Source organism: Mesorhizobium sp. P2_E7, assembly GCF_056403855.1.
Genome location: NZ_JBFUER010000001.1, coordinates 3,035,797 through 3,061,129, shown reverse-complemented (window position 1 = coordinate 3,061,129; position 25,333 = coordinate 3,035,797). Strand labels below are relative to the sequence as shown.

General features: G+C 63.5%; 22 protein-coding genes. 7 read left to right on the top strand and 15 right to left on the bottom strand.

What is annotated here, in order from left to right:
• Positions 1-41: 41 nt before the first annotated feature.
• Together AC1DYC_RS15035 and AC1DYC_RS15030 are read left to right on the top strand one after the other, a co-directional pair.
• Positions 42-953 carry an endonuclease/exonuclease/phosphatase family protein gene (locus AC1DYC_RS15035; protein ID WP_477407432.1) on the top strand — a complete coding sequence of 304 codons (912 nt, stop codon included), beginning with the start codon at positions 42-44 and terminating at the stop codon, positions 951-953.
• Positions 950-1,795 (top strand): EamA family transporter, encoded by an 846-nt coding sequence (locus AC1DYC_RS15030; protein ID WP_477407431.1) that lies wholly within the window; start codon positions 950-952, stop codon positions 1,793-1,795. Before AC1DYC_RS15035 ends, AC1DYC_RS15030 begins: the two co-directional genes overlap by 4 nt.
• Before the next feature lie 12 nt (positions 1,796-1,807).
• On the opposite strand, the gene AC1DYC_RS15025 is transcribed toward AC1DYC_RS15030, so the two are convergent.
• The 14 genes from AC1DYC_RS15025 to AC1DYC_RS14960 form a co-directional block, all read right to left on the bottom strand.
• Positions 1,808-3,025 (bottom strand): MFS transporter, encoded by a 1,218-nt coding sequence (locus AC1DYC_RS15025; protein ID WP_477407429.1) that lies wholly within the window; start codon positions 3,023-3,025, stop codon positions 1,808-1,810.
• Between the two features lie 92 nt (positions 3,026-3,117).
• On the bottom strand, positions 3,118-3,435 hold the full coding sequence (locus AC1DYC_RS15020) for a Dabb family protein (protein WP_477407427.1): 318 nt from the start codon (positions 3,433-3,435) through the stop codon (positions 3,118-3,120).
• 18 nt (positions 3,436-3,453) lie between these two features.
• Complete coding sequence (locus tag AC1DYC_RS15015; protein ID WP_477407425.1) at positions 3,454-5,082, bottom strand: GMC family oxidoreductase; 1,629 nt, start codon at positions 5,080-5,082, stop codon at positions 3,454-3,456.
• Between the two features lie 12 nt (positions 5,083-5,094).
• The gene (locus AC1DYC_RS15010) at positions 5,095-5,856 is read right to left on the bottom strand and encodes a 3-ketoacyl-ACP reductase (protein WP_477407423.1); all 762 of its coding nucleotides are present in this window, start codon (positions 5,854-5,856) and stop codon (positions 5,095-5,097) included.
• Positions 5,853-7,355, bottom strand: a complete 1,503-nt coding sequence (locus AC1DYC_RS15005; protein ID WP_477407421.1) for a GMC oxidoreductase — start codon at positions 7,353-7,355, stop codon at positions 5,853-5,855. Before AC1DYC_RS15005 ends, AC1DYC_RS15010 begins: the two co-directional genes overlap by 4 nt.
• A 5-nt stretch (positions 7,356-7,360) precedes the next feature.
• Complete coding sequence (locus AC1DYC_RS15000; protein ID WP_477407419.1) at positions 7,361-8,476, bottom strand: ABC transporter ATP-binding protein; 1,116 nt, start codon at positions 8,474-8,476, stop codon at positions 7,361-7,363.
• A gap of 21 nt (positions 8,477-8,497) precedes the next feature.
• Entirely contained in the window at positions 8,498-9,442 is a 945-nt protein-coding gene (locus AC1DYC_RS14995; RefSeq protein WP_477407417.1) for a carbohydrate ABC transporter permease, read from the bottom strand.
• Positions 9,439-10,389, bottom strand: coding sequence for a carbohydrate ABC transporter permease (locus tag AC1DYC_RS14990; protein WP_477407415.1), 951 nt, complete (start codon positions 10,387-10,389; stop codon positions 9,439-9,441). The genes AC1DYC_RS14995 and AC1DYC_RS14990 overlap by 4 nt, the downstream gene beginning before the upstream one ends.
• Positions 10,390-10,545: 156 nt before the next feature.
• A complete protein-coding gene (locus AC1DYC_RS14985) occupies positions 10,546-11,799 on the bottom strand; it encodes an ABC transporter substrate-binding protein (RefSeq protein WP_181057433.1) in 1,254 nt (417 codons plus the stop codon).
• Positions 11,800-11,857: 58 nt separating this feature from the next.
• Positions 11,858-13,369, bottom strand: coding sequence for an aldehyde dehydrogenase family protein (locus tag AC1DYC_RS14980; RefSeq protein ID WP_477407413.1), 1,512 nt, complete (start codon positions 13,367-13,369; stop codon positions 11,858-11,860).
• A 10-nt stretch (positions 13,370-13,379) separates the two neighbouring features.
• Positions 13,380-14,156, bottom strand: coding sequence for an enoyl-CoA hydratase/isomerase family protein (locus tag AC1DYC_RS14975; RefSeq protein WP_477407411.1), 777 nt, complete (start codon positions 14,154-14,156; stop codon positions 13,380-13,382).
• Positions 14,149-15,750: an acyl CoA:acetate/3-ketoacid CoA transferase gene (locus tag AC1DYC_RS14970; protein WP_477407409.1), complete on the bottom strand. Its 1,602-nt coding sequence runs from the start codon at positions 15,748-15,750 to the stop codon at positions 14,149-14,151. Before AC1DYC_RS14970 ends, AC1DYC_RS14975 begins: the two co-directional genes overlap by 8 nt.
• The gene (locus AC1DYC_RS14965; RefSeq protein ID WP_477407407.1) at positions 15,747-16,763 is read right to left on the bottom strand and encodes a Gfo/Idh/MocA family protein; all 1,017 of its coding nucleotides are present in this window, start codon (positions 16,761-16,763) and stop codon (positions 15,747-15,749) included. The genes AC1DYC_RS14970 and AC1DYC_RS14965 overlap by 4 nt, the downstream gene beginning before the upstream one ends.
• A complete protein-coding gene (locus AC1DYC_RS14960; protein ID WP_477408314.1) occupies positions 16,760-17,812 on the bottom strand; it encodes a LacI family DNA-binding transcriptional regulator in 1,053 nt (350 codons plus the stop codon). The genes AC1DYC_RS14965 and AC1DYC_RS14960 overlap by 4 nt, the downstream gene beginning before the upstream one ends.
• A 228-nt stretch (positions 17,813-18,040) precedes the next feature.
• Between AC1DYC_RS14960 and AC1DYC_RS14955 the strand changes: the two genes are divergently transcribed.
• The 4 genes from AC1DYC_RS14955 (at position 18,041) to AC1DYC_RS14940 (ending at position 22,775) form a co-directional block, all read left to right on the top strand.
• Positions 18,041-19,195 (top strand): dihydrodipicolinate synthase family protein, encoded by a 1,155-nt coding sequence (locus AC1DYC_RS14955; protein WP_477407405.1) that lies wholly within the window; start codon positions 18,041-18,043, stop codon positions 19,193-19,195.
• Between the two features lie 102 nt (positions 19,196-19,297).
• Positions 19,298-20,368, top strand: a complete 1,071-nt coding sequence (gene gmd / locus AC1DYC_RS14950) for a GDP-mannose 4,6-dehydratase (protein WP_477407403.1) — start codon at positions 19,298-19,300, stop codon at positions 20,366-20,368.
• A gap of 9 nt (positions 20,369-20,377) precedes the next feature.
• The gene (gene fcl, locus AC1DYC_RS14945) at positions 20,378-21,346 is read left to right on the top strand and encodes a GDP-L-fucose synthase (RefSeq protein ID WP_477407401.1); all 969 of its coding nucleotides are present in this window, start codon (positions 20,378-20,380) and stop codon (positions 21,344-21,346) included.
• Positions 21,347-21,368: 22 nt separating this feature from the next.
• Positions 21,369-22,775 carry an O-fucosyltransferase family protein gene (locus AC1DYC_RS14940; RefSeq protein WP_477407399.1) on the top strand — a complete coding sequence of 469 codons (1,407 nt, stop codon included), beginning with the start codon at positions 21,369-21,371 and terminating at the stop codon, positions 22,773-22,775.
• Between the two features lie 4 nt (positions 22,776-22,779).
• Here the strand turns inward: AC1DYC_RS14940 and AC1DYC_RS14935 are convergent, their stop codons facing one another.
• Positions 22,780-24,822 (bottom strand): alginate lyase family protein, encoded by a 2,043-nt coding sequence (locus tag AC1DYC_RS14935; RefSeq protein WP_477407398.1) that lies wholly within the window; start codon positions 24,820-24,822, stop codon positions 22,780-22,782.
• A gap of 288 nt (positions 24,823-25,110) precedes the next feature.
• Here AC1DYC_RS14935 and AC1DYC_RS14930 point away from each other — a divergent pair, with 288 nt between their 5' ends.
• Positions 25,111-25,317, top strand: a complete 207-nt coding sequence (locus tag AC1DYC_RS14930; protein WP_477407396.1) for a hypothetical protein — start codon at positions 25,111-25,113, stop codon at positions 25,315-25,317.
• Positions 25,318-25,333 lie beyond the last annotated feature (16 nt).

Below are 25,333 nucleotides of genomic sequence, written 5' to 3'. Positions count from 1 at the left end.
CGAACCGCTACTGCCAACAGCGAAACTGAGCCGGATAAGCAATGAAGCTGGTCAGCTACAACATCCAGTACGGGTTCGGCAGCGACGGCCGTTACGATTTGACGCGCGCCGCGCGGATCGTTGACGGCGCCGAAATCATTGCGCTGCAGGAAGTAGAACGGCACTGGCAGCGGACCAATGAGGACGACCAGCCGGAGATCCTGTCCAGACTGCTGCCCGACTATCACTGGGTCTACGGCCCGGCCTTCGACATGGACGCCAGCGAGCGGCGCGACGGCCGGCTCGTCAATCGCCGTCGGCAGTTCGGTACCATGCTGCTGTCGAAACTGCCGATCGTCTGGTCGCGCCTGCATGCGCTGCCGATGCGCCGCACGCTGAGGCCGCTCAACACGCGCAACGCTGCGCTTGAATGCATGATCCGCACGCCGGCCGGTCCGGTGCGTTTCCTGTCGCTGCATCTCGCCCATATCGGTGCCGAAGAGCGGCTGGAGCAGATCGACTATCTGCTCAACGAGCATCGCCGCGCGCCGTCCGAAGGCGGACCGTGGAGCGGCATCGATGACGAGCCTGCGCGAAACTGGACCAGCGGGGAAGCCGAGCCGGAAAGCCCGAGGGCGGCGATCTGGATGGGCGATTTCAACATGGAACCGGGAAGTGCCGAACATCGCCGCATCGTCGGCAGCACGCCATACCATCGCGCCGCCGCCTATCTCGATGGCTTTGTCGAAGCGGCTTCGGTCGCCAGCGAGCCGACGGCGGATTTCCACACCCATGTGAAGACCATCGACGGAAAGCTGACGAAGCGCCGGCTCGACCATTGCTTCGTCGGTGGTATGTTCGCCGACCGCGTGCGTTCGGTCGGCGCCGATATCGGCGAAATCGCCTCGGACCATTTTCCGCTGCGCGTCGACATCGATCTCGAAACGCCGCTCGCGATGCAGCACGGCAGATGACGCTTTTCGTCTTCTTCGCGGTGCTTGCCGCTGCCGCCATGCACGCGATCTGGAATGCGCTGGTCAAGGTGCATCTCGACCGTTTCCTGTCGATCACGCTGATGACGCTGGGCATGGGGTTTGCAGCACTCTTCGTGCTGCCTTTCGTCGAGTTCCCGAAGGCCGCGGTGTGGCCCTACATCATCGCTTCCGTCATTTTCCACATGGGCTACCGGACCTTCCTGATCGGCGCCTACAAGGCCGGCGATTTCGCCCAGACCTATCCGCTGGCGCGCGGCACGGCACCCCTGCTGACCGCGCTCGGCGGCGTTGTCGTGGTGCAGGAGATGCCGGCCCCGTTCGCCGTCCTCGGCATCCTGCTGCTGTCGGCCGGCACGCTGGTGATGTCGTTTCGTGGTGGCGCGCATCTGGAGCGGATCAATCTGCGCGCGGTGGCCTTTGCGCTCGGCACTTCGATCTTCATCTCCAGCTATACGCTCTCCGACGGCAGCGGTGCTCGGCTGGCGGCGACGGCACAGAGTTATGCCGCCTGGCTGTTCATCTGCGACGCCCTTGGCGCACTGGTGCTGTGCCTCTTCTTCCGCGGGCCCAAGGCATTGCCCGTTCTGGCGCGCGACTGGAAAGCCGGCCTGTTCACCGGCGTGCTCAGCGGCGCCGCCTACTGGATCGTGATGTGGGCGATGACCAAGGCGCCGATCGCCTCGGTGGCGTCGCTGCGCGAAACCTCGATCCTGTTTGCCATGATGATCTCGGTCTTCGCGCTGGGCGAGAAGATGACTGGCTGGCGCGGCGCCGCTGCGCTCAGCATCGTTGCCGGCGTCGTGGCCCTCAGAATGGGATGAGGGCCTGGTTCTTCACCCGAGTACCGTCATCACCTGGCCGCGCCGCTCCGGGCTGAAGCGGATGACGACGATGATGCAGACGGCGACCACGCCGGCAAACAGCGCCAGCGCGTAGCCATAGCTGCCTCCGGGCGCCTCGGCGATGCCGGCCTGGTAGGGGCCGCCATAGGACGCCGCGAGATTGCCGGCCTGGTAGATGAAGCCGGGCAAGGTCGCCCGCACCGCACCCGGCGACAGCTCGTTGAGATGCACCGGGATGACGCCCCAGGCGCCCTGGACCGCGACCTGCATGACGAAGGCGCCAATGGCCAGCATGAAGGGCGTCGAGCTGTAGGCCCAGAGCGGGATCGCCGGCAGCGCGATCAGGCAGGCGAGCGTGATCGCATTGATGCGGCCGATCTTCTCGGACAGTGCGCCGAACGCCAGGCCGCCGACGATGGCGCCGATATTGGCGACGATGGTGATCCAGCTCACCGTATGCGGGTCGAAGCCATGCTGCTTCTTCAGGAAGGTCGGATAGAGATCCTGCGTGCCGTGGCTGAAGAAGTTGAAGAACATCATCAGCACCACCGCATAGAGGGCGACGCCCCAGTGCTTCCGCAGCGTTTCCAGCAGTCCCGGTTTGACGGATTTCTGCGCCTCGACGAAAGCCGGCGATTCCGGCACGTGGGAGCGGATGAAGAGAACGATCAGCGCCGGCAGGAAGGAGAGCAGGAACATGGCGCGCCAGCCGATCGTGTAGCCGCCGATCGTCTGCTGATAGAGCAGGCCATAGACCACGGCCGCGAGCAAATAGCCGGTGGGGTAGCCGCATTGCAGGATGCCCGAGACCATGCCGCGTGCGTTGGGCGGAATGGATTCCATGGCGAGCGAACTGCCGAGCCCCCATTCGCCGCCCATGGCGATGCCGAACAGCGCGCGCAGCGCAAGGAATATGCCGAGATTGGGGGAGAAGGCGGCGAGCGCTCCGATCACCGAATAGCTGACGATGTTGAGCATCAGGATCGGCTTGCGGCCATACTTGTCGGCGAGCATGCCGAAGAAGAATGCGCCGATAAAGCGCGTCGCCAGCGTCAGGAACAGCGCCTTGGAGACTGCCGGAACGTCGGTGTTGAATTCGGTTGCGATGTCGGTGAGCAGGAAGGTCAGAAGGAAGAAATCAAAAGCGTCGAGCGTCCAGCCGAGGAAGGAGGCAAGGACGGTTTTCTTCTGTTGCGGGGTGAGGGTCACGACGTTGCTCCAATGCACCCCCCAAGGCAACGATATGTTCCTCGGGCCGCAAAAGAGAACAGGTGGTCAGCCGGCTTTCGAAAGAAGCGCGGTCACTTTTTCGAGATATCGAGATCGAATACCATCAGTCCGTCGGTGCCGCCTTCGAGGGCTGCGACCAGGCGGGCGCCGGCGCGCTGATGCGCCTCATGCACGAGATAGGCGTCGCGGGCCGCGGCATCGCGGAAGTCGATGGTGAAGCCATGGCTGAAACCGCGCGCGAACGGCTCCGGGCTGACATTGGCGCTGAAATGGACTGTGTCCATCCCGTCGATGACGGAGCGCAGCGCCTCGAGATCGGTGTGGATTGCCGTCCGCTCGGCTTCGGCTACATCGCTGCGGAAGCGGACAAAAACGCAATGCCTGATCATTGATTGGCTCTCCTGAGGCTACGCCGCGCGATTGCCGGAAAACACCGCCGGTGGCAGTGGCTCGCGGCCGAGGATGATGTCGGCGCCTTTTTCGCCGATCATGATGGTCGGCGCATTGGTGTTGGAGGAGGGCACGCGCGGCATCACCGAAGCGTCGCAGACGCGCAAGCCTTCGATGCCGCGCAGCCGCAGGTCCGGCGTCACCACGGCCATGGCGTCGTTGCCCATGCGGCAGGTGCCGACCGGATGATGGTCGGTCTTGGCGGTGCGGCAGGCATAATCGATCAGCTCGTCATCGCTGGCGAGCGACGGTCCGGGCAGCACTTCGCGCAGCACATAAGGCGCTAGCGCCTTCTGGCGCATGATTTCGCGCGCCAGTCTCAGGCCCTTGATCGACATCTCGCGGTCATAAGGGTCAGACCAGTAGTTGGGATCGATCAGCGGGTGGTCGGCCGGATCGCCGCTCTTCAGCCGCACCGTGCCGCGCGAGCGCGGGCGCAGGAAGGCCGAATTCAAGGTGACGCCCGGGTTGTTCAGCTTCTCGACGCCGGCCTCGATGCCGGAGCCGAGGCCGAGATGGAACTGGATGTCGGGGGAGGCGGCTGTCGGGTCGGCGTACCAGAAGCCGCCGGTCTCGAACAGGCTGGAGGCGACCGGCCCTTTCTTGAGGAGCAGATACTGCAAGCCGGCCCATGCCGTGCGGTGCAGCTTGGCGTAGTTGTCGTAGGTGTGGTCGCCGGTGCATTCGGCGATGACGAACAAATCGAGATGGTCCTGCATGTTGGAGCCGACGCCGGGCAGGTCATGCACGGGTGTCACGCCGACCGACTTCAGGTGATCGGCCGGGCCGATGCCGGACTGCATCAACAGCTTCGGCGAACCGATGGCGCCGGACGAGACGATCACTTCGCGTTCGGCGCGCAGGATGGTCCTTTGGCCGCCGGGTTTGTCGACGATCTCGACGCCGATGGCGCGGCCTTTCTCGACCACGATGCGGGTCACCAGCACATCGGTCCTGACGGTCAGGTTCTTGCGGGCACGGATCGGCTTCAGATAGGCGACCGAAGCCGATGAACGCCGGGCGTCCTTCTGAGTCAGCTGGTAATAGCCGACGCCTTCTTGGGCAGCGCCGTTGAAGTCCGGGTTGAAGGGAATACCCATCTCCTGGCCGGCGCGAAAATAGGCCTCGCAAATCGGCAGCGGCGAAATCGGGTTCGACACGCCGAGCGGCCCCTGGTCGCCATGAAAATCGTTGGCGAAGCGCTGGTTGTTCTCGGCCCGCTTGAAATAGGGCAGCACGTCGCGGTAACCCCAGCCCGCGAGGCCCTCTTCCTTCTCCCAAGCGTCGTAATCGCGGGCGTTGCCGCGCGTGTAGATCTGGGCGTTGATGGACGAGCCGCCGCCGACCACCTTGGCCTGCGTGTACCAGAAGACGCGGTCCTGCATGTGCTTTTGCGGCACGGTCGACCAGCCCCAGGACGCGATGCCCTTGGTCATCTTGGCAAAGCCCGCCGGCATGTGGATGTAGGGGTGCCAGTCCTTGCCGCCGGCTTCCAGCAACAGAACCGAATTTGAGGGTTCCTCACTTAGCCGGTTGGCCAGAACGCAGCCGGCTGGGCCGGCGCCTACGATGATATAGTCGGTCATGACACTATCCACTTACAATCGCGGCACGGACAGCGCGCCGTCGACATTGATGATCGAGCCGGTGGAAAAGCCGAGCTTGCCGGCGGCAAGCGTCGCTACCACCGTACCGATGTCCGATGCTTCGCCCCAGCGTTTTGCCGGCACCAGTCCGCCATCGATCAGCGCGTCGTATTTGGCGGTGACGCCCGCCGTCATGTCTGTTCGGATGATGCCGGGGCGCAGTTCGAAGACGCCGATGTTTTCAGGCGCGAGTCGCAGCGCCAGGTTCTTCACCCACATGGAAAGCCCGGCCTTGGAGATGCAATAGTCCGCCCGTTCCGGCGAGGCCATTTCGGCGCTGACCGAACTGATGGTGATGATCGACTTCGGATGGTCGCTCGGCACGGTGAGCATCGCCCTGGCGACGGCTTGGCTGAGGAAGACGGTGCCGCGCAGATTGATGTTCAGCGCACGGTCGAAATTTTCGGGCTTCAGCTCCAGCAGGTCGCCGCGCACCACGGCGCCGACGCCGGCATTGTTGACGAGGCAGTCGATGCGGCCGAAGGCACGCGTGGCGGCGTCGATGAGGGCTGGATGGTCATCGAGGTTGGCGATGTCACAACGGACATAGGCGAACTTCGCGCCCCGGGCTGCGATGTTCTCAGGCAGCCCATCCGGCGATTGTTCGGCAAGATCGGCGACCAGAATGTCGAACCCCGCATCGGCCAGCGCCTCGGCGCAGGCCAGCCCAATGCCGCGCGCGCCGCCGGTGACGGTTGCCGCGGGGCGGGTCATGCCGCGAGGTCCGTTCGGCGAATATGATCGGCAACCCGCAGTGCCTGTGCTGCAATCGACAGCGCGGGATTCACCGCGGCCGAGTTGGGCAGGAAACTAGCGTCGACCACGAACAGGTTCCGGTGATCAAAGGCGCGGCAGTACGGGTCGAGCGGCGCGGTCGCCGGATCGTCGCCCATCTTCACCGTGCCGCACTGGTGCGAGGGCGTGCGCTTGTCGAAGGGGCGCGACAAAACGATGGGATAACCGCAGGCGCGGAAGTTTTCGCGCATCACCTTGGTCAGCCCATCGAGCGACTGCATGTTGGAGCGCCGCCACTGCATGACGATGTCCTTGCCGTCGACCATGATACGGCTTTCCGGATCGGGCAGATCCTCGCACATCAAATACCAGTCGACGGCGTGGCCGGCCATGTAATCGAGCACGAATTTCGGCACTGACTTCACATTGGCCTTCAGCATGTTGCCGTCGATCTTGCCGAGCAGCTGGACATTGCCGAGCGGTTTGCCGCCCTTGCCGCCCGAGAGATAGTAGTCGTTCAACATCAGCGTCTTCTGGTAGACGGCATCGTTCCTGCGGCGCGGATCGATCGCCAGCATGGCGCTCGAATTGTGGTTCATGAAATTGCGGCCGACCTGGTCGGAACGGTTGGCAAGGCCTTTGCCATCTGATGAGGGCGAACGCAGCAGGATGACGGCGGAGTTGACCGCGCCGGCGGACAGGATGACCAGTTTTGGCGCTACCTTTTTCAGCTCGCCATTCTGACGGTAGTGAATGGCAGCGATGCTTTTGCCGTCGGACGACGCTTCGAGATATTCGACATAGCAGCCGGTTTCGAGCCGGATGTTGCTGTCCTTGAGGGCAGCAGTCAGTGGTCCGGTCTGCGCATCGACCTTGCCTTGGCCTGTGTTCGGGAAAGCGTCCCAGCCGGTCTTGCCTTCCTTCAGCCAGGTGTCGATGTCGACGCCGAGCGGCAGCGAGGCCGGGTGCAGGCCGAGGCTCTTGAGTTCGGCGCGGGCGCGGGCGATCGGCGCCTCGTCGGGCACCGGTTTGAAGGCATAAGGGATCGAGTGAAACGGTTCGGTCGGGTCTTCGCCCAGCGTGCCGCGGACGCGAAACAGCTGTTCGGCTTTCGAATACCAGGGTTCGAATTCGTCATAGGAAAACGGCCAGGCCGGCGAGACGCCGCCAAAATGCTCCATGGCCGAAAAGTCTTCCTTGCGGTAGCGGATCAGAACCGCGCCGTAGAATTTCGAATTGCCGCCGACATAGTAGTAGTTGCCGGGGTTGAAGGCGGCACCGCCGGCTTCGCGCCACATCTCCTTGGGACGGTAGTGGCCATCGACGAAGATCGAGCGCGTGTCGCGGGCATGCGGCGTTGCCGGCAAGGGTTCGCCCCGCTCCAGCATCAGGATCGAGGCGCCACTGCCGGCCAGACCGGAGGCGATCGTGGCGCCGCCGATGCCGGAGCCGATGATGACGATATCGGGGCTGGTCATCTCGATCAGCGGATGCGGTGTTCAGTCGCCGGGTCGAAGAACACTGCCTTGGTCAGGTTGAAGGCGAGCGGCGTGCTGGTGCCCGGCTGGATATTGGCGTCGGCGCGCAGCCGCGCCACAACGGGCTTGCCGCCGAGATTGGTCACTGCGAACGTGTCGGACCCCGCAGGCTCGACCACTTCGATGTGCAGGTCGGCGGTGGCGATGTTGGAGGCGTTGCGTTCCGCACCCTCCGGATCGGTCAGCGCTTCGGGCCGCACGCCGAAGATGATCGGCTTGCCCTGGAAGGCCGAAAGGCCCGCCGGCGCATTGGCCATTGGCAGTGTGATCGGCTCGCGTGCCTCGCGCTGCAAGACGACGGACAGCGCATTGCCCGACGTGGCGATGGTCGCCGGGATCAGGTTCATCGCCGGCGAGCCCATGAAATCGGCGACGAACAGGTTGGTCGGGTTGTTGTAGATCTCGGCCGGAGTGCCGAACTGCTGCACCTCGCCGTCGCGCATGACGGCGATCTTGGTCGCCAGCGTCATCGCCTCGATCTGGTCGTGGGTGACGTAGACGATGGTGGTGCCGGTGGTGGCATGCAGGCGCTTGATCTCGATGCGCATGTCGACGCGCAGCTTGGCGTCGAGGTTGGACAGCGGCTCGTCGAACAGGAACAGTTTGGGGTCGCGCACCAGCGCCCGGCCCATGGCGACGCGCTGGCGCTGGCCGCCGGAAAGCTGGCTCGGCTTGCGCTGCAGGAGATGGCCGATCTGCAGCACCTTGGCCACCTTGTCGATCGCCTTCTGGCGCTCGTCGGCCGGCACGCCGCGCATCTCCATGCCGAAGGAGATGTTTCCGGCCACCGTCATGTTGGGGTAGAGCGCATAGCTCTGGAACACCATAGCGATGTCGCGCTTGGAAGGATGCAGATCGTTGATGGCGCGGCCGTCGACGCGGATCTCGCCCTCGGTGATCTGCTCCAGGCCGGCGATGGTGTTGAGCAGCGTGGACTTGCCGCAGCCGGACGGGCCGACCAGAACCAGGAAGCCGCCCTTTTCGAGCTCGACATCGATGCCTTTCAGGATCTCCACATTCCCGAAGCGTTTCTTCAGCCCGTCAATTTCCAGAAAAGCCATGGGTCGTTCCTTCCTGATAGCTCAGCCTTTGACCGCGCCGGCCATCAGCCCGCGCACGAAATAGCGGCCGGCGACGACATAGACGATCAGGGTGGGCAGAGCCGCGATCATCGCGGCCGCCATGTTGACATTGTATTCGACGACACCGGTCGAGGTGTTGACGACGTTGTTGAGCGCCACCGTCATCGGCATGGAGTCGCCGGTGCCGGCATAGGCGGAGGCGAACAGGAAGTCGTTCCAGATGTTGGTGAACTGGTAGATCACGGTGACGACGAAGATCGGCATTGAGTTCGGCAGCATGATGCGGCGGAAGATCTGGAAGAAGGAGGCGCCGTCGACCTGTGCCGCCTTGATCAACTCGTTCGGGAACGCTTCGTAATAGTTGCGGAAGAACAGCGTGGTGAAGCCGATGCCGTAAACGACGTGGACGAAGACCAGATTGACCGTCGGGTTGCCGAGGCCGAAGCTGGTGCCGACCGAGTTCTGCAACGACACGCCGAAGCGTCCCAGGCTGCCGAGGATGGTCGCCATCGGCAGCAGCACCGACTGGAACGGAATGAAGCAGGCAAAGAGCATCAGCCCGAACACCAGCGTGGCGCCGCGAAAACGCCATTTGGTCAAGACGTAGCCGTTGAGCGCGCCGAGCATGGTCGAGATCAGCACGGCCGGAACCACCATCTTGATGGAGTTCCAGAAATAGCCCTTGATGCCGGCGCAGGTGAGGCCGACGCAGGTCTCGCCCCAGGCCTTCAGCCAGGGGTCGAAAGTCGGCGCCTTGGGCAGGGCCAGCATGTTGCCGTTCTGGATCTCGTCCATGGTCTTGAACGACGTCACCAGCATGACGAACAGCGGCATCAGGTAGACCAGCGCAAACAGCGCCAGCAGCCCGTAGATGACGACCCGGTTCAGGGTCTTGGTGCTCATGCCGCTAGAGGCCTGGCGGGCAGGGGTGGCGACAGCGCTCATCGCGGCTTCTCCCGCAGTTCGGAATAGAGATAGGGCACGATGATGGCGACGATGGTCATCAGCATGATCACGGCACTTGCCGAACCGACCGCCATTTCGTTGCGCTTGAAGGTGTACTCATACATGAAGTTGGACGGCAGCCAGGCCGAACCGCCGGGGCCGCCGCTGGTCAGTGCGACCACCAGATCGTACGACTTGATGGCGAGATGGGCGAGCACGATGAAGGCTGACAGGAAGATCGGCCGCAGCAGCGGAATGACGATGCGGCGGTAGAGCTGGAAGGTGGTGGCGCCATCGATCTGCGCCGCCTTCATGATCTCGCCGTCAATGCCCCGCAGGCCGGCCAGGAACATCGCCATGATAAAGCCGGAGGCCTGCCAGACGCCGGCGATGACCACCGTGTAAATGACGAAATCCTTGTTCTTGATCCAGTCGAAATGGAAGCTCGTCCAGCCCCATTGATGCAAGGTCTGCTCGAGGCCGAGACCCGGATCGAGGAACCATTTCCAGGCGACGCCGGTGACGATGAAGGACAGCGCCATCGGGTAGAGATAGATCGGCCGCAGCACGCCTTCACCGCGGATCTTCTGGTCGAGCAGGATGGCCAGGAACAGGCCGAGCGCCAGGCAAATGGCGATGTAGAGAAAGCCGAAAATGCCCATATTGACGATCGACGTGTACCAGCTCGATGGCGGGTCGGAGTCGAAAGTCCAGCCCCACAGCCGCTGATAGGCGCGCGGTCCGGTGATGACATAGGATGGGAAGGTCTTGGAATTGGTGAAGGACAGATAGACCGTCCACAGGATGAAGCCGTAGACGAAGACGATGGTGATGGCGAAGCTCGGCGCCAGCACGATCTTCGGCAGCGCGTCCTGCAGGCGCGAGCGCATAGAGGGGCGCGACCGCTCCGGCGTCAACTTGATCTGTGTTGTCGCTACACTGCTCATGAGGCTCCTCCCGTTTCGGGTCGTCCATGCTCTGCCGTCAGGCGGCAAGGCGGCCCCGTGCATACGGGTCTTCAGTCGGCATGGTGTTCAAGCCGGCCAATTGCGAGATGGATACCTTCCCCGCCGAAGCGGGGAAGGTATTTTGCTGGCTAGCGCTTACTTGGCGTCGTCGATTGCCTTGACCAGTTCGGTCACGGCTTCGTCCGAGGTCTTGATCTGACCATGGACGAACTTCGACACGACGTCCTTGTAGGCATTGGCGACTGCCGGAGGCGCGCCATAGCCCTGGGCGAGGGAGCCGAACAGCGTGCCGCCGTCATTCGCAGCCTTCAGGTCGGCGATGCCCTTCTTGCCGCAAGCGTCGAAGTCGGTGTCCGGAACGTCGGTACGGGCCGGAACCGAACCCTTGACGACGTTGAAGGCCGACTGGAAGCTCTTCGACAGGGTGGCGGTGGCCAACGCGACCTGGGCCGCCTTGCGGTCGTCCGGAACGTTGAACATGCCGAACATGTCGGAGTTGTAGATCACGGAGCCGTCGGTGCCCGGGAAGCGATAGCACAGGAAGTCCGTGCCCGGGGTCTTGTTGGCGGCGTGGAACTCACCCTTGGCCCAGTCGCCCATGACTTGGACAAGGGCGTCGCCCTTGATGACCATGGCGGTGGCAAGGTTCCAGTCGCGGCCCGAGAAGTTCGGGTCGACATAGGTGACGAGCTTGGCCAGGTTGTCGAACGACTTCTTCATCGTGTCGGACTTGAGCGAAGCATCGTCGAGGTCGTTGAAGGCCTTCTTGTAGAACTCAGGTCCGCCGGTCGACAGCACGACCGAATCGAACATGGTGGCTTCCTGCCAGTTCTGTCCGCCCAGCGCCAGCGGGATGACGCCGGCCGCCTTGGCCTTGTCGAGCAAAGCGACGAAGTCGTCGAAGGTCTTCGGCTCGGCGCCGCCGATCTTGTCCATCACCGCCTTGTTGATCCACAGCCAGTTGACCGAGTGGACGTTGACCGGAGCCGCGACCCACTTGCCGTCATAGACGGAGAACTTCTGCAGGGCTGCCGGAACCGACTTGTCCCAGCCTTCCTTCTTCGCCGTCTCGGTCAGGTCGCCCATGACGCCGGCCGCCGCATAGTCGAGCACGGTGTAGCCGAGCATCTGCGAGGCGGTCGGGTAATTGCCGGCCGCGACCATTGCCTTCAGCGCGGTCATGGCGGCGTCGCCGCCACCGCCGGCCACCGGCACGTCCTTCCAGGCATAGCCTTCCTTGGCCAGGTCGCCCTTGAGGACGTTGAGAGCAGCCGCTTCGCCGCCCGACGTCCACCAATGCAGCATCTGCACTTCCTTGACGTCCTCGGCATGCGCCGAGAAAGCAAAGGTCGTCGCCAGAGCCGTTCCGATAAGCAGTTTGCGCAACATGTACTACCTCCCTTGTTGCATTACACGACCGGTGAAAGCCCACCGGGTTCTTCCAAACTCAGCCGACCCACCAACCGGTGCGCTGGCCGCGATGAAACTGGATTGTCTTTTCCTCGGTATAGTCCTCGACAGCGCGTTTGCCGAGTTCGCGTCCGATGCCGGACTGCTTGTAGCCCCCGAATGGCAGCTCGGGGTAGCCTTCCATGAATGTGTTCACCCAAACCGTCCCCGAACGCACACCACGCGCCACCGACATGCACGTGTCGATGCTGGCGCTCCACACCCCTGCCGAGAGACCATAAGGCGTGTTGTTGGCGATGTGCAACGCCTTTTCAATCGTTTCAAAAGTCAGCACCGAGAGGACGGGGCCGAACACTTCCTCACGCGCAATAGCCATGTTCTCGGTAACGCCGCTCATAATGGTCGGATCGAGGTATTGGCCGGCATTGGAGGCCCGCTGCGCGCCGCCGCTGTAGACATTGCTGCCGTCTTTTGCCGCTGCCGTAACGTAACCCGCGACTTTATTCAGATGATCGGCGGAAATCATCGCGCCGACCTTGGTTTGGTCGTCGAGCGGATCGCCGACCCTCACCTTGGCGGTAAGCGCCTTCACCGCGGCGAGGAAATCGTCAGCGATCGCTTCATGCACAATCAGCCGGCTGCCGGCATTGCAGCACTCGCCGGCATTGAAGAAACCGCCGAAGACAGCGGCATCGGCGGCAGCCTCGAGATCGGCATCGGGGAAGACGATCTGGCCGTTCTTGCCGCCGAGCTCCATCGAGACCTTCTTCAGCGACTGCGCGGCCGACGCCATGGTCATCTTGCCGACGCGGGTCGAGCCGGTGAACGAGACCATCTCGACCAGCGGATGGCTGACCATCGGCGCGCCGACATCGGCGCCCAGACCGGCCAGGATGTTGACGACGCCGGCGGGTAGCCCGGCCTGCATCAGAATATCGCCGAGCACGAAAGTCGAGGCCGAGGTCATTTCGCTCGGCTTGACCACCGCCGTGCAGCCGGCGGCCAGCGCAAACGGCAGCTTCTGGCTGACGATGAGGAAGGGGAAATTCCACGGCGTGATGATCGAGACGACGCCGATCGGCTCGCGCACGACCACGCCCAGCATGGCGTCGCCGAGATTGGCGTAGCTTTCGCCATGCAGCGTGCGGGCGAGCGACGCGGCATAGCGCCAGATGTCCACGGCGCCGCCGATCTCGCCGCGTGCCTGGGCGATCGGCTTGCCGGATTCCAGCGCGTCGAGCCGGGCGATGTCTTCGAGTTGGGCTTCGATCAGATCGGCGGCCTTGAGCAGGATGGCGGCGCGCTCGGCCGCCTTCATGCGCGGCCAGAGGCCGGTCTCGAAGGCTCTGTGCGCGGCCTGCATGGCCGCTTCCACCTCGGTCTCGCCGGCCTGCGCATAGCGCGAGACGGTGAAGCCGTGGCCGGGGCTGTTGCGCTCAAGCGTGCGGCCATCGTGAGCATCGACATGCTTGCCGTCGATCAGGAGCTTGTAAGCCTTCGGCGTCCTGGACGCCTCAGCCGGCATGGAAATGTTGAGCGGTGCGTTCATCGTGCTTTCTCTAGGATCTCGAAAAGACCGGCTTCTGCTTGGCCTTGAAGGCGCCGACGCCGGTCTTGAGGTCGCCGGTCAGGGCGATGAAGCCGCTGGCGAGCGCCTCGGTGGCGGCAGCACTTTCCTCGCCTTCGGCGATGGCGATCATCAGCTTGGCGGCTTCGGTTGCGAGCGGCCCGCGCTCGGCGATCTTTTCTCCCCATGCCTTGGCCTCCGCCAGTGCCTGGCCGGTCTCCACCACGCGGTCGACGATGCCAAGGGCGAGCGCGTCGGGGGCGACAAAAACCTCGCCGCCAAGCGCCATGCGGCGCACGATCTGCGCGCCAAAGCGGCGCACGGCGCGCTGCGTGCCGGACCAGCCGGGCACGACGCCGATCGACGTTTCGGGGAAGCCTAGCTTAATTTGTGTTTCCGCGACGCGGAAGTCGCAGGCGACCGCCAGTTCCAGCCCGCCGCCCAGCGCATGGCCGGAGAGCACGGCGATGGTCGGCTGCCTGAGCCTTGCCAGCCGGTCGAACACACGGTGGCCGTAGCGCACCCATTGCACCTGGAAATCGGCAGCACTCATCTCGCCCCAGGCCTCGACATCGCCGCCGGCGCAAAAGCCTTTGCCTTCGCCGCGGACGAGCACGACGCGCACGCCTTCAGCCATTTCGGCATCGTCGAGCGCTGCTTCGAGAGCACGCAGCATCGGAATGTCCAACGCGTTGAACTTTTCCGGCCGGCGCAACGTGACGATGCCGATGGCGCCGTCCTGCTCGAAGGTGACGGGGCGCTCAGCCATGCGCGCCTCCGATCGAAGCGCTGCCATTGAGCGACAGGCCGATCGGCCGATCCTGGTAGAGGGCCGCCGGCGTGACCTTGAGGTCGTTGGCGACGCCGAGCGGTGTCTCGGACTGCGCCAGCACATCGCGCTCGAGGTCGATGCCCGGCGCAAGCTCCGTCACCATCAATCCATCTGGCGTCAGCTTCATCACGCAGCGCTCGGTGACATAGGTGATGTCCTGTCCCTGAGCGACCGCTCGCTTGCCTGAGAAGGAGATGTGTTCGACCTCGTTGACCACCTTCTTGACCTTGCCTTCGGCGTCGATGCGGATGCCGCCATCGGCGAGCGAGAGCTTTGCGCCAGCGTTGAAGAAGCCGGAGAAGACGATCTTCTTCGCTCGCGCGGTGATGTCGACGAAGCCGCCGGCGCCGGCGGTGACATGCGGCCTTGCCGAAAGTTTCGAGACATTGACCGAGCCATGACGGTCGATCTGCAGGAAGGACAGCAGCGAGGCGTCGAAGCCGCCGGCCTGGAAATAGATGAACTGGTGCGGCGAGGGCATGATTGCCTCGGCGTTTGAGGCGCAGCCGAATTTGAAGTCGAGCAGCGGCACGCCGCCGACCGCACCCTGTTCGATCACCCAGGTGACCTTGCCGTGCTGGCCTTCCTCGATAAGGATGCGCGGCACATTGGCGGAGATGCCGAAGCCGATGTTGACGGCCATGCCGTCGCGCAATTCCATGGCGACGCGGCGCGCGATGACCTTCTGCACGTTCATCTCGGCATTGCGGAAGCTCGACAGCGGCCGGAAGATCTCGCCCGAGATTGCCGGGTCGTAAGGCGTCAGCGTCGTCTGCAACTGGTCGGGCGCCACCACGATATGGTCGACCAGCACGCCGGGCACGCGTACGTCATGCGGCTTCAGCGTGCCGTTCTCGACGACGCGCTTGACCTGCGCAATGACGATGCCGCCATTGTTGCGGGCGGCGAGCGCCTGTTCGAGGCCGCCGAGATAGGCGCCTTCATGCTCATAGGTGAGATTGCCGCGCTCGTCGGCAGTCGTTGCGCGGATGATCGAGATGTTGGGCACGATCGAGCGGAAATAGAGCCATTCCTCGCCGTCGAACTGCTGCACCGACACGATCGGTTCGCTTGCAGCCGCGTTCATGGCGCAGCCCTGGTGGCGCGGGTCGGCGAAGGTGTCGAGGCCGACTTTGGTCAGCACGCCCGGCCGCTTGGCCGCGGCCTCGCGATGCATGTCGAACAGGATGCCGGAGGGCACATTGTAGGCGGCAACGGAATTGTCGCCGATCATCCTCCATATCTGCGGTGGCTCGGACGAGGAGGGGCCCGACGGATAGGAGCCGCAGAGCGTGCGCTTCAACAGGCCTGGCTTGGCCAGATGGTCGATGCCCTTGATGCCATACATGTCGCCGGCGGCAATCGGATGCAGCGTGGTGATACCCTTGGGGTGGCCTTCGGTGTCGAAACGCTCGCCGATGGCGGCAAGCACCGCATCCGGGCAGCCGAGGCCGCTCGACGACGAGACGGACACGGTCATGCCGTCCTTGATCAGGCCAGCGGCTTCAGCGGCGGAGACGAGTTTGCTCACTTGGCGCTCCCGAGCTTGGGATCGATGGTGACCGCCTTGCCGGTTTTCTCCGACTGCAACGCCGCTTCGGCCGAGGCCAGCGACCAGACGCCGTCTTCGCCGGTGGCGGAAGGCTGGCCCTTGCCGCTTATGGCGGCATGGAACTTGCGCAGCGACCGGACATAGAGGTCTTCGCGGGAGAAGCTCAGTTCTTCCTCACCCTTGGCTGTGCGCAGCAGCACCGAGCCGATGGGCTTCTGCGTCATCACATTCTTGGCGATCAGTGAACCTTCTGAACCATGCACCTCGAAGCCGGTGTCGGCGTATCTGGTGGTGAAGCCTTCATGCGACTGGGCAATGACTCCGGACTTGAAGCGCCAGATGCACATGGCGCCGTCTTCCAACCCGCTGCCGGCCATCCCGGCCGACTGGGTGAAAGCCGAAATCTCGATCGGATCGTCGCCGAGCACGAAGCGCAGCGTGTCGGCATCGTGGACGGTGATGTCGAGCACCACGCCGCCGCCGGCCTCCGGCTTGGTGATGCGCCAGCCCTGCAGGTTTTCCGGCAGGTAGACGGAATGAAAGACGCGGGCGGCGATCGGCTTGCCGATGCGGCCGGCCGATATGGCGTCACGCATGGCGCGATGGGCGCCGGCATTGCGCAGATGATGGTTGGTGCCGAGCACGATTCCGGCGGCCTTTGCGGCGGCGACCATTTTGCGCGCGTCAGTGCTGGTCAGCGCCAGCGGCTTTTCGCACAGAACATGCTTTCCCGCCTTGATGGCGGCCAGCGCCTGTTCGAGATGCAGCTCATTGGTGGTCGAGATGTAGACGGCATCGATGCCGGCGCCGAGCAGATCGTCGAGCGTCGAGACGGCAAGCGGAATGTTTTGTTCCGCAGCATAGGCCTTGGCCCGCTCCGGGCTGGAGCTCATCACCGCGGCGATTTCTCCGTTCTCCTGGGCACGGATGGCACCGATCATGAACTGTTTGGCGATCGTGCTGGCGCCGATCAGTCCCCATCTGACGCTCATGCCGCGTCTCCCATTCCTGTGTTCTGGGCGTGGCGATCGGGGCCGCAGCTTTCCCTGACGACCAGATTGACGGCGCCGATATGATCCTCGGCGCGCGTGGTACGCGACTGGATCATCTTCAGCATGACATGCGCGGCGCGCTCGCCAAGGCCTGCCGTGTCCACCGAGACGCTGGTCAGCGCTGGCATGTAATGCTCGGCCTCGACCACGTCGTCGAAGCCGACGACGGCGAAATCTGCGCCGGGCTCCAGCCCGCGCTTGCGCAGCGCCAGCATGACGCCAAAGGCGACGGCGTCGTTGAAGCAAAGCGCGGCCGTCGGCGGTTCAGCCAGGGCAAGGGCGGTCTCCAGGCAAGCGATGCCGCCCTTGCGGCTGGTTTCGCCTTGGACGACGAGCACGTCGCGCCGGGCAATGCCGAGCGTTTCGCAGGCCTCGCGAAAACCGCCCAGGCGCTCCTGATAGACGACCAGATCGGACGAGCCGCCGAAGAAGGCCAGCCGGCGGTGGCCCTTGCCGATCAGATGGGCGGCGGCGAGGTACGCGCCGCGATGATTGTCGGGCGCAATCACCGGGATGCGGCTGTCCGGCAGGCGGCGCATGGCGAAGACCACCGGAACGCCCGCCGTCTCGAGGCGGCGGAAGGCGCCCGGCGTGGTGCCGCGCGCCGGCGACACGATCAGCCCGGCGACGCCCTGTTCCATCAGCGACTTCAGCACTTCTTCCTGGCGCACCGGATTTTCCGCCGTGTTGGCGATGAACGGCACGATGCCGGCCGACTGGAAGACACGCTCCATGCCGACCGCCAGCTCGGCGAAAAAGGGGTTGGTGAGATCGTTGATGACCATGCCGATGACGTTGGAGTGGGCCTTGCGCAGATTGGCGGCGCCGCGGTTGTAGACATAGCCGACATCCTCGATCGCCTTGCGAACCTTGACCGCCGTTTCAGGCCGGATCAGCCCCGAGCCTTGCAGCACGAGCGACACCGTCGATTTGGACACACCGGCCTCGCGGGCGATGTCCAGGATCGTTGCCTTGGGCCGGCTGGCCATATGGGTGGTTTCCTCCGCCTGAATTGGAAAATCCATTGGAACGTTCTAATCACTGTGTCAAACGAGAGTCAATCAGGATTCTCGCGATGATCAAAAAATTGATGAATGCCGTGCTCAGCAAGGCTTTGACCTCTTTTCGACATTTGGACCGGTTCAATCTCAGGAATCATAAAGGTTCTTGATTTATTGGAACGTTCCATTTATAGGATGCCGGAAACGGAGGTTGCCATGGATATTACCTTGCCTGCGGAGAATGGCGGCCGCATCAGCTACAAGCTCGTGGGTGACCCGGTGGAGCCCAGGATCGGCGCAGCTTTCCCGCGCATCGCCTATGCCGCGGCCCATGTCGTCGCCGATCCGCTTGCGATGACCAATCCGTGGTCGAGGCCTGCGGTCGACTGGGACAAGACGATGGCGTTTCGTCATCATCTGTGGCGGCTCGGCTTCCGCATCGCCGAAGCGATGGATACCTCGCAGCGCGGCATGGGCTTCGACTGGACGAATGCCAAGGAGTTGATCCGACGCTCGATCGCCGAGGCACGCAGCGTCGAAGGCGCCGATCTGGCATCGGGCGCCGGCACCGATCATCTGGCGCCGACGGCCACCAGAACGCTGGACGATGTGATCGCCGCCTATGAGCAGCAGTTCGCTTTCATCGAGGGCGAGGGCGGCAAGGCGATCATGATGGCCAGCCGGGCGCTGGCGGCGGTCGCCAAAGGCCCGGATGATTATGTCAGGGTTTACGACCGCATTCTCAGCCAGGCCTCCGGCAAGGTCATCCTGCACTGGCTGGGCGACATGTTCGATCCGGCACTGAAGGGCTATTGGGGCAGCGGCGATTTCGAGGCCGCGCTCGATACCGTCGTCGCCATCATCGAGCGCCATGCTGGCAAGGTCGAGGGGATAAAGATATCGCTGCTCGATGCCGACAAGGAGGTCGCCTTGCGCAACCGGCTGCCGGAAGGCGTCGTCATGTTCACCGGCGACGATTTCAACTATCCCGAACTGATTGCCGGCGACGGGAAGCGGCATTCGCATGCCTTGCTCGGCATCTTCGACGCCATCGCCCCGGTCGCCAATGCGGCCCTGGCGAAGCTGGCCGACGGCGACCGCGCCGGCTATGACGCGCTGATGGCGCCGACGGTGCCGCTTTCGCGCAAAATCTTCGAGGCGCCGACCGAGTATTACAAGGCCGGCATCGTCTTCATGGCCTGGCTCAACGGCCATCAGGATCATTTCACAATGGTCGGCGGCATGCAGTCGGCGCGCGGCGTCCTGCACTATGCCGATGTCTTCCGCCTTGCCGACCAGGCAGGCTTGCTCGCCGATCCCGCGCTTGCGCTGACCAGAATGAAGCATTTCTGCGCGGTCGCGGGTGCCTGAGAACAGCATAGCCGTCTGAAAAGTATCCCCCGTATGGGGGATTTGCGTTCTCGCGCCAAATCTGTATTCCGTTGCCGGGATTGGGAGCGGACGAATACGGCAATGACGGAAAAAGTGGCGCTCATCACCGGTGTAACCGGGCAGGACGGGGCCTATCTTGCAGAGCTGCTTCTGCGGAAGGGCTATATTGTCCATGGCGTCAAACGCCGCTCGTCCTCGTTCAACACCGAGCGCGTCGATGACATCTATGTCGATCCGCATGAGCGCGGCGCGCGCTTCTTCCTACACTATGGCGACCTGACCGACGCAACCAATCTCATTCGTCTGGTGCAGGAGACGCAGCCCAGCGAGATCTACAATCTCGGCGCCCAGAGCCATGTGCAGGTGAGTTTCGAGACGCCCGAATACACCGGCAATGCCGATGCGCTGGGAACGCTCAGGCTGCTGGAGGCGATCCGCATCCTCAAGCTGGAGAAGTCGGTGCGCTTCTACCAAGCCTCGACCTCGGAGCTTTACGGAAGGGCGCGCGAGGTACCGCAAACCGAGACGACGCCGTTCCATCCGCGCTCGCCCTATGCTGCGGCCAAGCTCTATGCCTACTGGATCACGGTCAATTACCGCGAAGCCTACGGCATGTTCGCCGCCAACGGCATTCTGTTCAACCACGAAAGCCCGACGCGTGGCGAAACCTTCGTCACCCGCAAGATTACGCGGGCCGTCGCCTCGATCCAACACGGCCTGCAGGACACGCTCTATCTCGGCAATCTCGACGCCAGGCGTGACTGGGGCCATGCGCGCGACTATGTAGAAGGCATGTGGCGCATTCTGCAGCACAGCGAAGCCGACGATTTCGTGCTGGCGACCGGCGAGGCGCATTCAGTGCGCGAATTCGTCGAACTGGCTTTCGCCGAGACCGGACGGACCATTCGCTGGCAAGGCGAGGGTGTCGACGAGGTCGGCGTCGATGCCGGTTCGGGCGCCGTCCTGGTGCGCATCGATCCGCGCTATTTCCGGCCGACCGAGGTAGACTTTTTGCTCGGTGACCCCGCCAAGGCCAAGGCAAGACTTGGCTGGTCGCACACGACCGGGTTCAGGGATCTGGTGGCGGAAATGGTGCAGGCCGATCTGGCGCGCGCTGCCGGCGGCACGCTACAGAACAGCCGCTCTGCGTGAGGCAGGCCGATGGACGCGACATTTGAGCTGAAAGGCAAGCGCGTCTTCGTTGCCGGGCATCGCGGCATGGTCGGTTCGGCCGTCGTGCGCCGGCTGGCGAGCGAGGACTGCGAGGTGCTCACCGTATCGCGCGACAGGCTCGACCTGCTCGACCAGACAGGCGTGCGGCGCTGGATGGCCGAGCACAGGCCGGATGCGGTGGTGATGGCAGCCGCCAAGGTCGGCGGCATCCTGGCCAATGACAGGTTCCCGGTCGACTTCCTGCAGCAAAACTTGGTGATCCAGAGCAACGTCATCGACGGCGCCTTTCGCAGCGAGGTCGGCAAATTGCTGTTTCTCGGCTCGTCCTGCATCTATCCCAAGCTCGCGCCGCAGCCGATCCGGGAAGACGCGCTGCTGACCGGCCCGCTCGAACCCACCAACGAATGGTATGCGATCGCCAAGATCGCCGGGCTTAAACTGTGCCAGGCCTATCGGCGCCAATACGGCGTCGATTACATCTCGGCAATGCCGGCCAGCCTTTACGGCCCGGGTGACAATTTCGACCTGCAGACCAGCCATGTGGTGCCGGCGCTGATGCGGAAGGCGCATGCGCTGGCGCTGAGCGGCGACACCAGCCTCGAGGTTTGGGGCTCGGGCACACCGCGGCGCGAATTGCTGCATGTCGACGACGCAGCCGATGCGCTGGTCTGGCTGTTGAAGAATTATGCCGGCGACAGCCACGTCAACGTCGGTTCGGGGGAGGATGTCACCATTGCCGAACTCGCCCAGACCGTCGCGTCCGTCGCCGGCGTCGAGGCTACGATCGCCTTCGATACGACGAGGCCCGATGGCACGCCGCGCAAGCTGATGGATGTGTCGCGGCTGTTTGCTACGGGATGGCGCCCGCGATACGCGCTTCGCAGTGGATTGGAACAGACATATGCCTGGTTTCTCCAGCATGTTGAGAGGGGTGACGTCCGCCTCGGCGCGGCCTGATCGCAATCCTCGGCATGCAAAGTTGATTGCCGCGACCCGGGATGACGGGCTGGGCGGCCGGCTTCTGGCCATGGTCAACGCAAAGGCGCTTGCCGATGCAACAGGCCACCGCTTCGGTTTCACCTGGAAGCGAGCCGTCTCGGACAAGACGTTTCACATTGTCGATACGGTCGACAAAATATTTGCTCCCGACTTCATCGAAAAGCACTGGCTGGGCGAAAAGATCACAGGCGCATCTCTTGAGATTCTCAAGAAAGGGAAATTTAGCCGCGCAAGCCTGAATGCGTCAGCCCGGCGAAACTTTTTTCGCGGCTGGCTCTGCAACGATTTCAATGTTCTGGAGTCTTTTCGCGACAAGGGAAAGCCGCTCGCGACATCCGACACGATCAGGACGATCGGCTTTGCCGAGCCGGTGAACCACGCGCTGCGCGCGGCGCAGTCCTGTCAATTTCCGGAGCAAATGGCCGGGCTGCACCTGCGCAGCGGCGATATCGTTCGCGGCAAATACCGTTCGACGCTCAATTTCAACGGCAAGGTGATTCCTTCGACCCTGGCCAAGGCGATTGTGGCGGAGCTCGCGTCACAGGGCATAGCGACGCTGCTGGTCGGCCAGGACCGAGCGACGCTCGACTATTTGAGATCGCAAACCGGCGCGTTGCTGACGGACGATTTCGGCGCCAACGCATTCGAGGATCAGACGCTGAGGGCATTTTTCGAGATGGCGCTTCTGGCGCGCTGCCAGCGGATCTATGCCGGCAGCAGCGTGTTCGCATCGGTGGCCTCGGTGATCGGCGGTTCTCCGCGCATCAAGACCGCCGCGCTGTTCAGCCCGCCCCGGGCCTCGCAACTCATGCTCGATGAGCTGGCGCGCAATCACACCGACTATCATCCGCTCGAAGCGGCCTTCGGCTATCTGTCGGCGTTCCTGGCTGTCGAGGATGAAATCAGCCCGGCCAGGGCAAGGGACATTCTTAGCAAAGGCTGCGCGCTCGATCCTGAAAACGATGCCTATGCGCTGAAGATCGTGGCCTCCTATTTTCGCGAGGGGGATTACTCTGTAGGCGAAGCCATATTGAAATCGCGCATGACGGCACAATTCGAGGCGTATCCCAAGGTGCCGCTGCCAATGCTCTCGGCCCTGTCGCGCAAGACAGTGCACGGCCACGCCATGGGCAAGGATTTCGCGTTCTATTTTGCCGCGGCGAAGGCCGGTCATCCCTTTGCCACGGCCTGCGCGGCCCATATTCTGCATGACGGGTTTGGCGAACTGAAACCGGCGCTCGAGATGATCGCCAGATCGCAGGCCGCCGAACCGAACAGTGTATTGTTCAGGAAAATCAGGCGCTACATCCGGCCGATCGCGACGCGTGAATCCAGCCCGCTGTTGAAAGCGCGGCTGCGTCTTTGGAAAGCCGGGATCAGGATTTAGTCCCTCACTGCCTTCGCCAGACCCAGAACGGCGCGATGCCCTGGTCGGGATGGAAAAGCGGTCTCCCGGGGCTGACATCAAGCGCCGCCGCCTCGGGGTCGTGGCATGCGAGATCGAACAGCAGCGGCAGGGCCAGATCCTGGTCGATGGTCTCGATATCTTGCCTGCCGATATCGGCTGCAAACCGCCGCAGCGCCATCACCAGCCCCTGTCCCTCGGCAGCCTGGTGCCGCCACAGATCGTCGCCGACCGAGGACAAGAGCCGCGCCAGGGAAGTCCAAGCCTGCAAGGCGAACATGGCGTCGTGCAGGCTGGACGGTTCGTTCAAAAGCGAGCCGTCGGATGCGATCTCGGCAACCAGCCTTTCACGGGCCTGGAGGCGGACCCTGGCCAGCGTCGCGCCGTCGTTCAGAAACAGTGCGATCGATGCCCGTTGCAGATCGCTGACGACACCGCGATTGCCAAACGCCGTCGCCGGCGCGGTGGCCAGCCATTTGCCGTAGCTGGCAAGCCAGGCTTGGAAATCCTCCCGGGCCTGCCCATCCAGCACCCCGGCGCGTTCAACAAGGCGGACGGCATCGAGGAAGAAGTGGAGATCGCCAAGCCCTAGGACATCTTGCTGCGCGTAAGGCGGGTTCATCCTTGTGTCGGGGTCGATGAACCAGGCGCGGATCCGTTGCGCGGCATGGGCGGTGAAACGCTGTTCGCCGATCACGGCCGCCGCCAGCGCCAGCACGGTGATGTCGTGCAGGGCATGGTGCAGGTGGGCAGGATCGCCTGCTTGATGGAGATCGGTGCGATGAGCGCGGGCAATCACCTCGCTCGCGGCCGTTTCGAGCTGGCGGCGAAGCTCAGCGTCATGGTTTCTGGATGCCGCGGCAAGAGCAGCGTCATCGTAAAAAACCAGGCGCGACGGATCGAGCCTGGCGGCGGTTGCGAGGGCATCGCAGCGGTCGATCATGTCGACGATCGCTTCGTCGCGGCTGCTCCAGCGGGCGACGAAACCGACCTTGCCGATTTCCAGATGCGCGCGCCCGGAATCCAGACGCGCCACCCAGCCGGCATTCTGGAAAAGCCCGGCATCGGGGGCCAGCGACGGACGTGGGAAATCCCACGGGTCGTCGCGGAAACGGTCCCACGGTCCGGGAACGCCGAGCCGCCACAGCATTTCGACCTTGGGCCGGCGGCCATAGGCATAGTTTTCGTCGAACAGCTCAGTCGTGTCGGTGCGAAAGATGATCTGGGGCTCTTCCCTGGCCGGCGGCTTGAAATTCTCGTCGAGCAGGCCCGCGTTTTCGACAATGCGCGCCATCGGCACGATGACATAGGGCAGATACGGCCGCGCCTCGATTGCTCCGCGTATCTGCCGGAATGCCTGCTCGGTCAGATAGCAGTTTCCGTCCCACGGCATAAGCCACTTCGCCCGTGTGCGCGCGATCTCGAGCGCCTTGTTGCGGGCGCCGTTGTTGTTCATCAGATAACGGTTTTTGCTGCGCCTGATGAGCGTTTCGTAGCGCGCTGTGAGCTCAGCCGATTGGCCGCTTTTGCCGGAAAACCGGATTTCCTTTGCTGCCAGCCTGTCGATGTCCCACGCAATCCTGCCATAGGCCTCGAGATCGAAAGGGATGCGCAGAAAGCTCTGGCCGCGACCCTCCAGCAGCTGGACGATGCGGGCCTCCTCATCTGGATCGGCTATCCGATTGACGATCCAGAATTTGTCGCAGTCAGGAAAGGCGGGCTCGTTGTCCAGGATGAAGCGGGCATTGTCGAAGGACTGGCCTTTGCGATGCCGCGGCTCGAGATCGTTGCCAATGATGCGGACGAGCATGAAGCTGTCTTTTACCGCCGCAATCGGCAAGGCGGGGTATGCGTCACGCGCCGCCCTGATGCGAAGCCTGACATCGCGCCTGTGTTCGAGCGTTCGCTTTGCCGCAACCAGCACGCCGCCAAGGCTCGCGCCTGGCGATTGGAGATATTTCCTCGCCCTTTTGAGCTCGAGGTAGATGCGTTGCCAGGCCGACTTCCGCTCCGCCGGAGTTGACGTCATGGCAACCCGCCGAAGCGAGCGCGCCGATGGTTACGGCCGCAGCGGATCCTCGACCATCCTGATGTCGTCATTCGCATTGTTCCCCCCCGAAACATCGCGTCTGTCCCCAGCCTTAAAGCCATCGCGCCCGGGCGTCACGACTGAAAATTTGTCCCAGGCCTTGTCGTGCCCGCTCAGCAGCCTGCGCCGGGAAGGCTTTGCCGGCAATTCAGTTTGCTCGTGAACCATTTCGGTGCCGCCCGCGACGAAGCGCTGTGTAGCAAACACGGTCCATCAAGGAGAACGTCCATGTCTATCACTTCAAGAAACGTCCTTCTCGCCGCCATCGCCGTTTCGGTGCTGGCGGGGTGTCAGACGGCACCGCCGAGGGAATGCGAGAAGACCAAGCCTGGTGTCACCTATAACGGCAAATGCTGCGGCATCGGAACCCCGTGCCGTGAAGGCCGCAACACCCCTCATGACAAGCCCGACAGGCCCGATCCGCGGCCGCAATGATCCACGAGCCTGAATC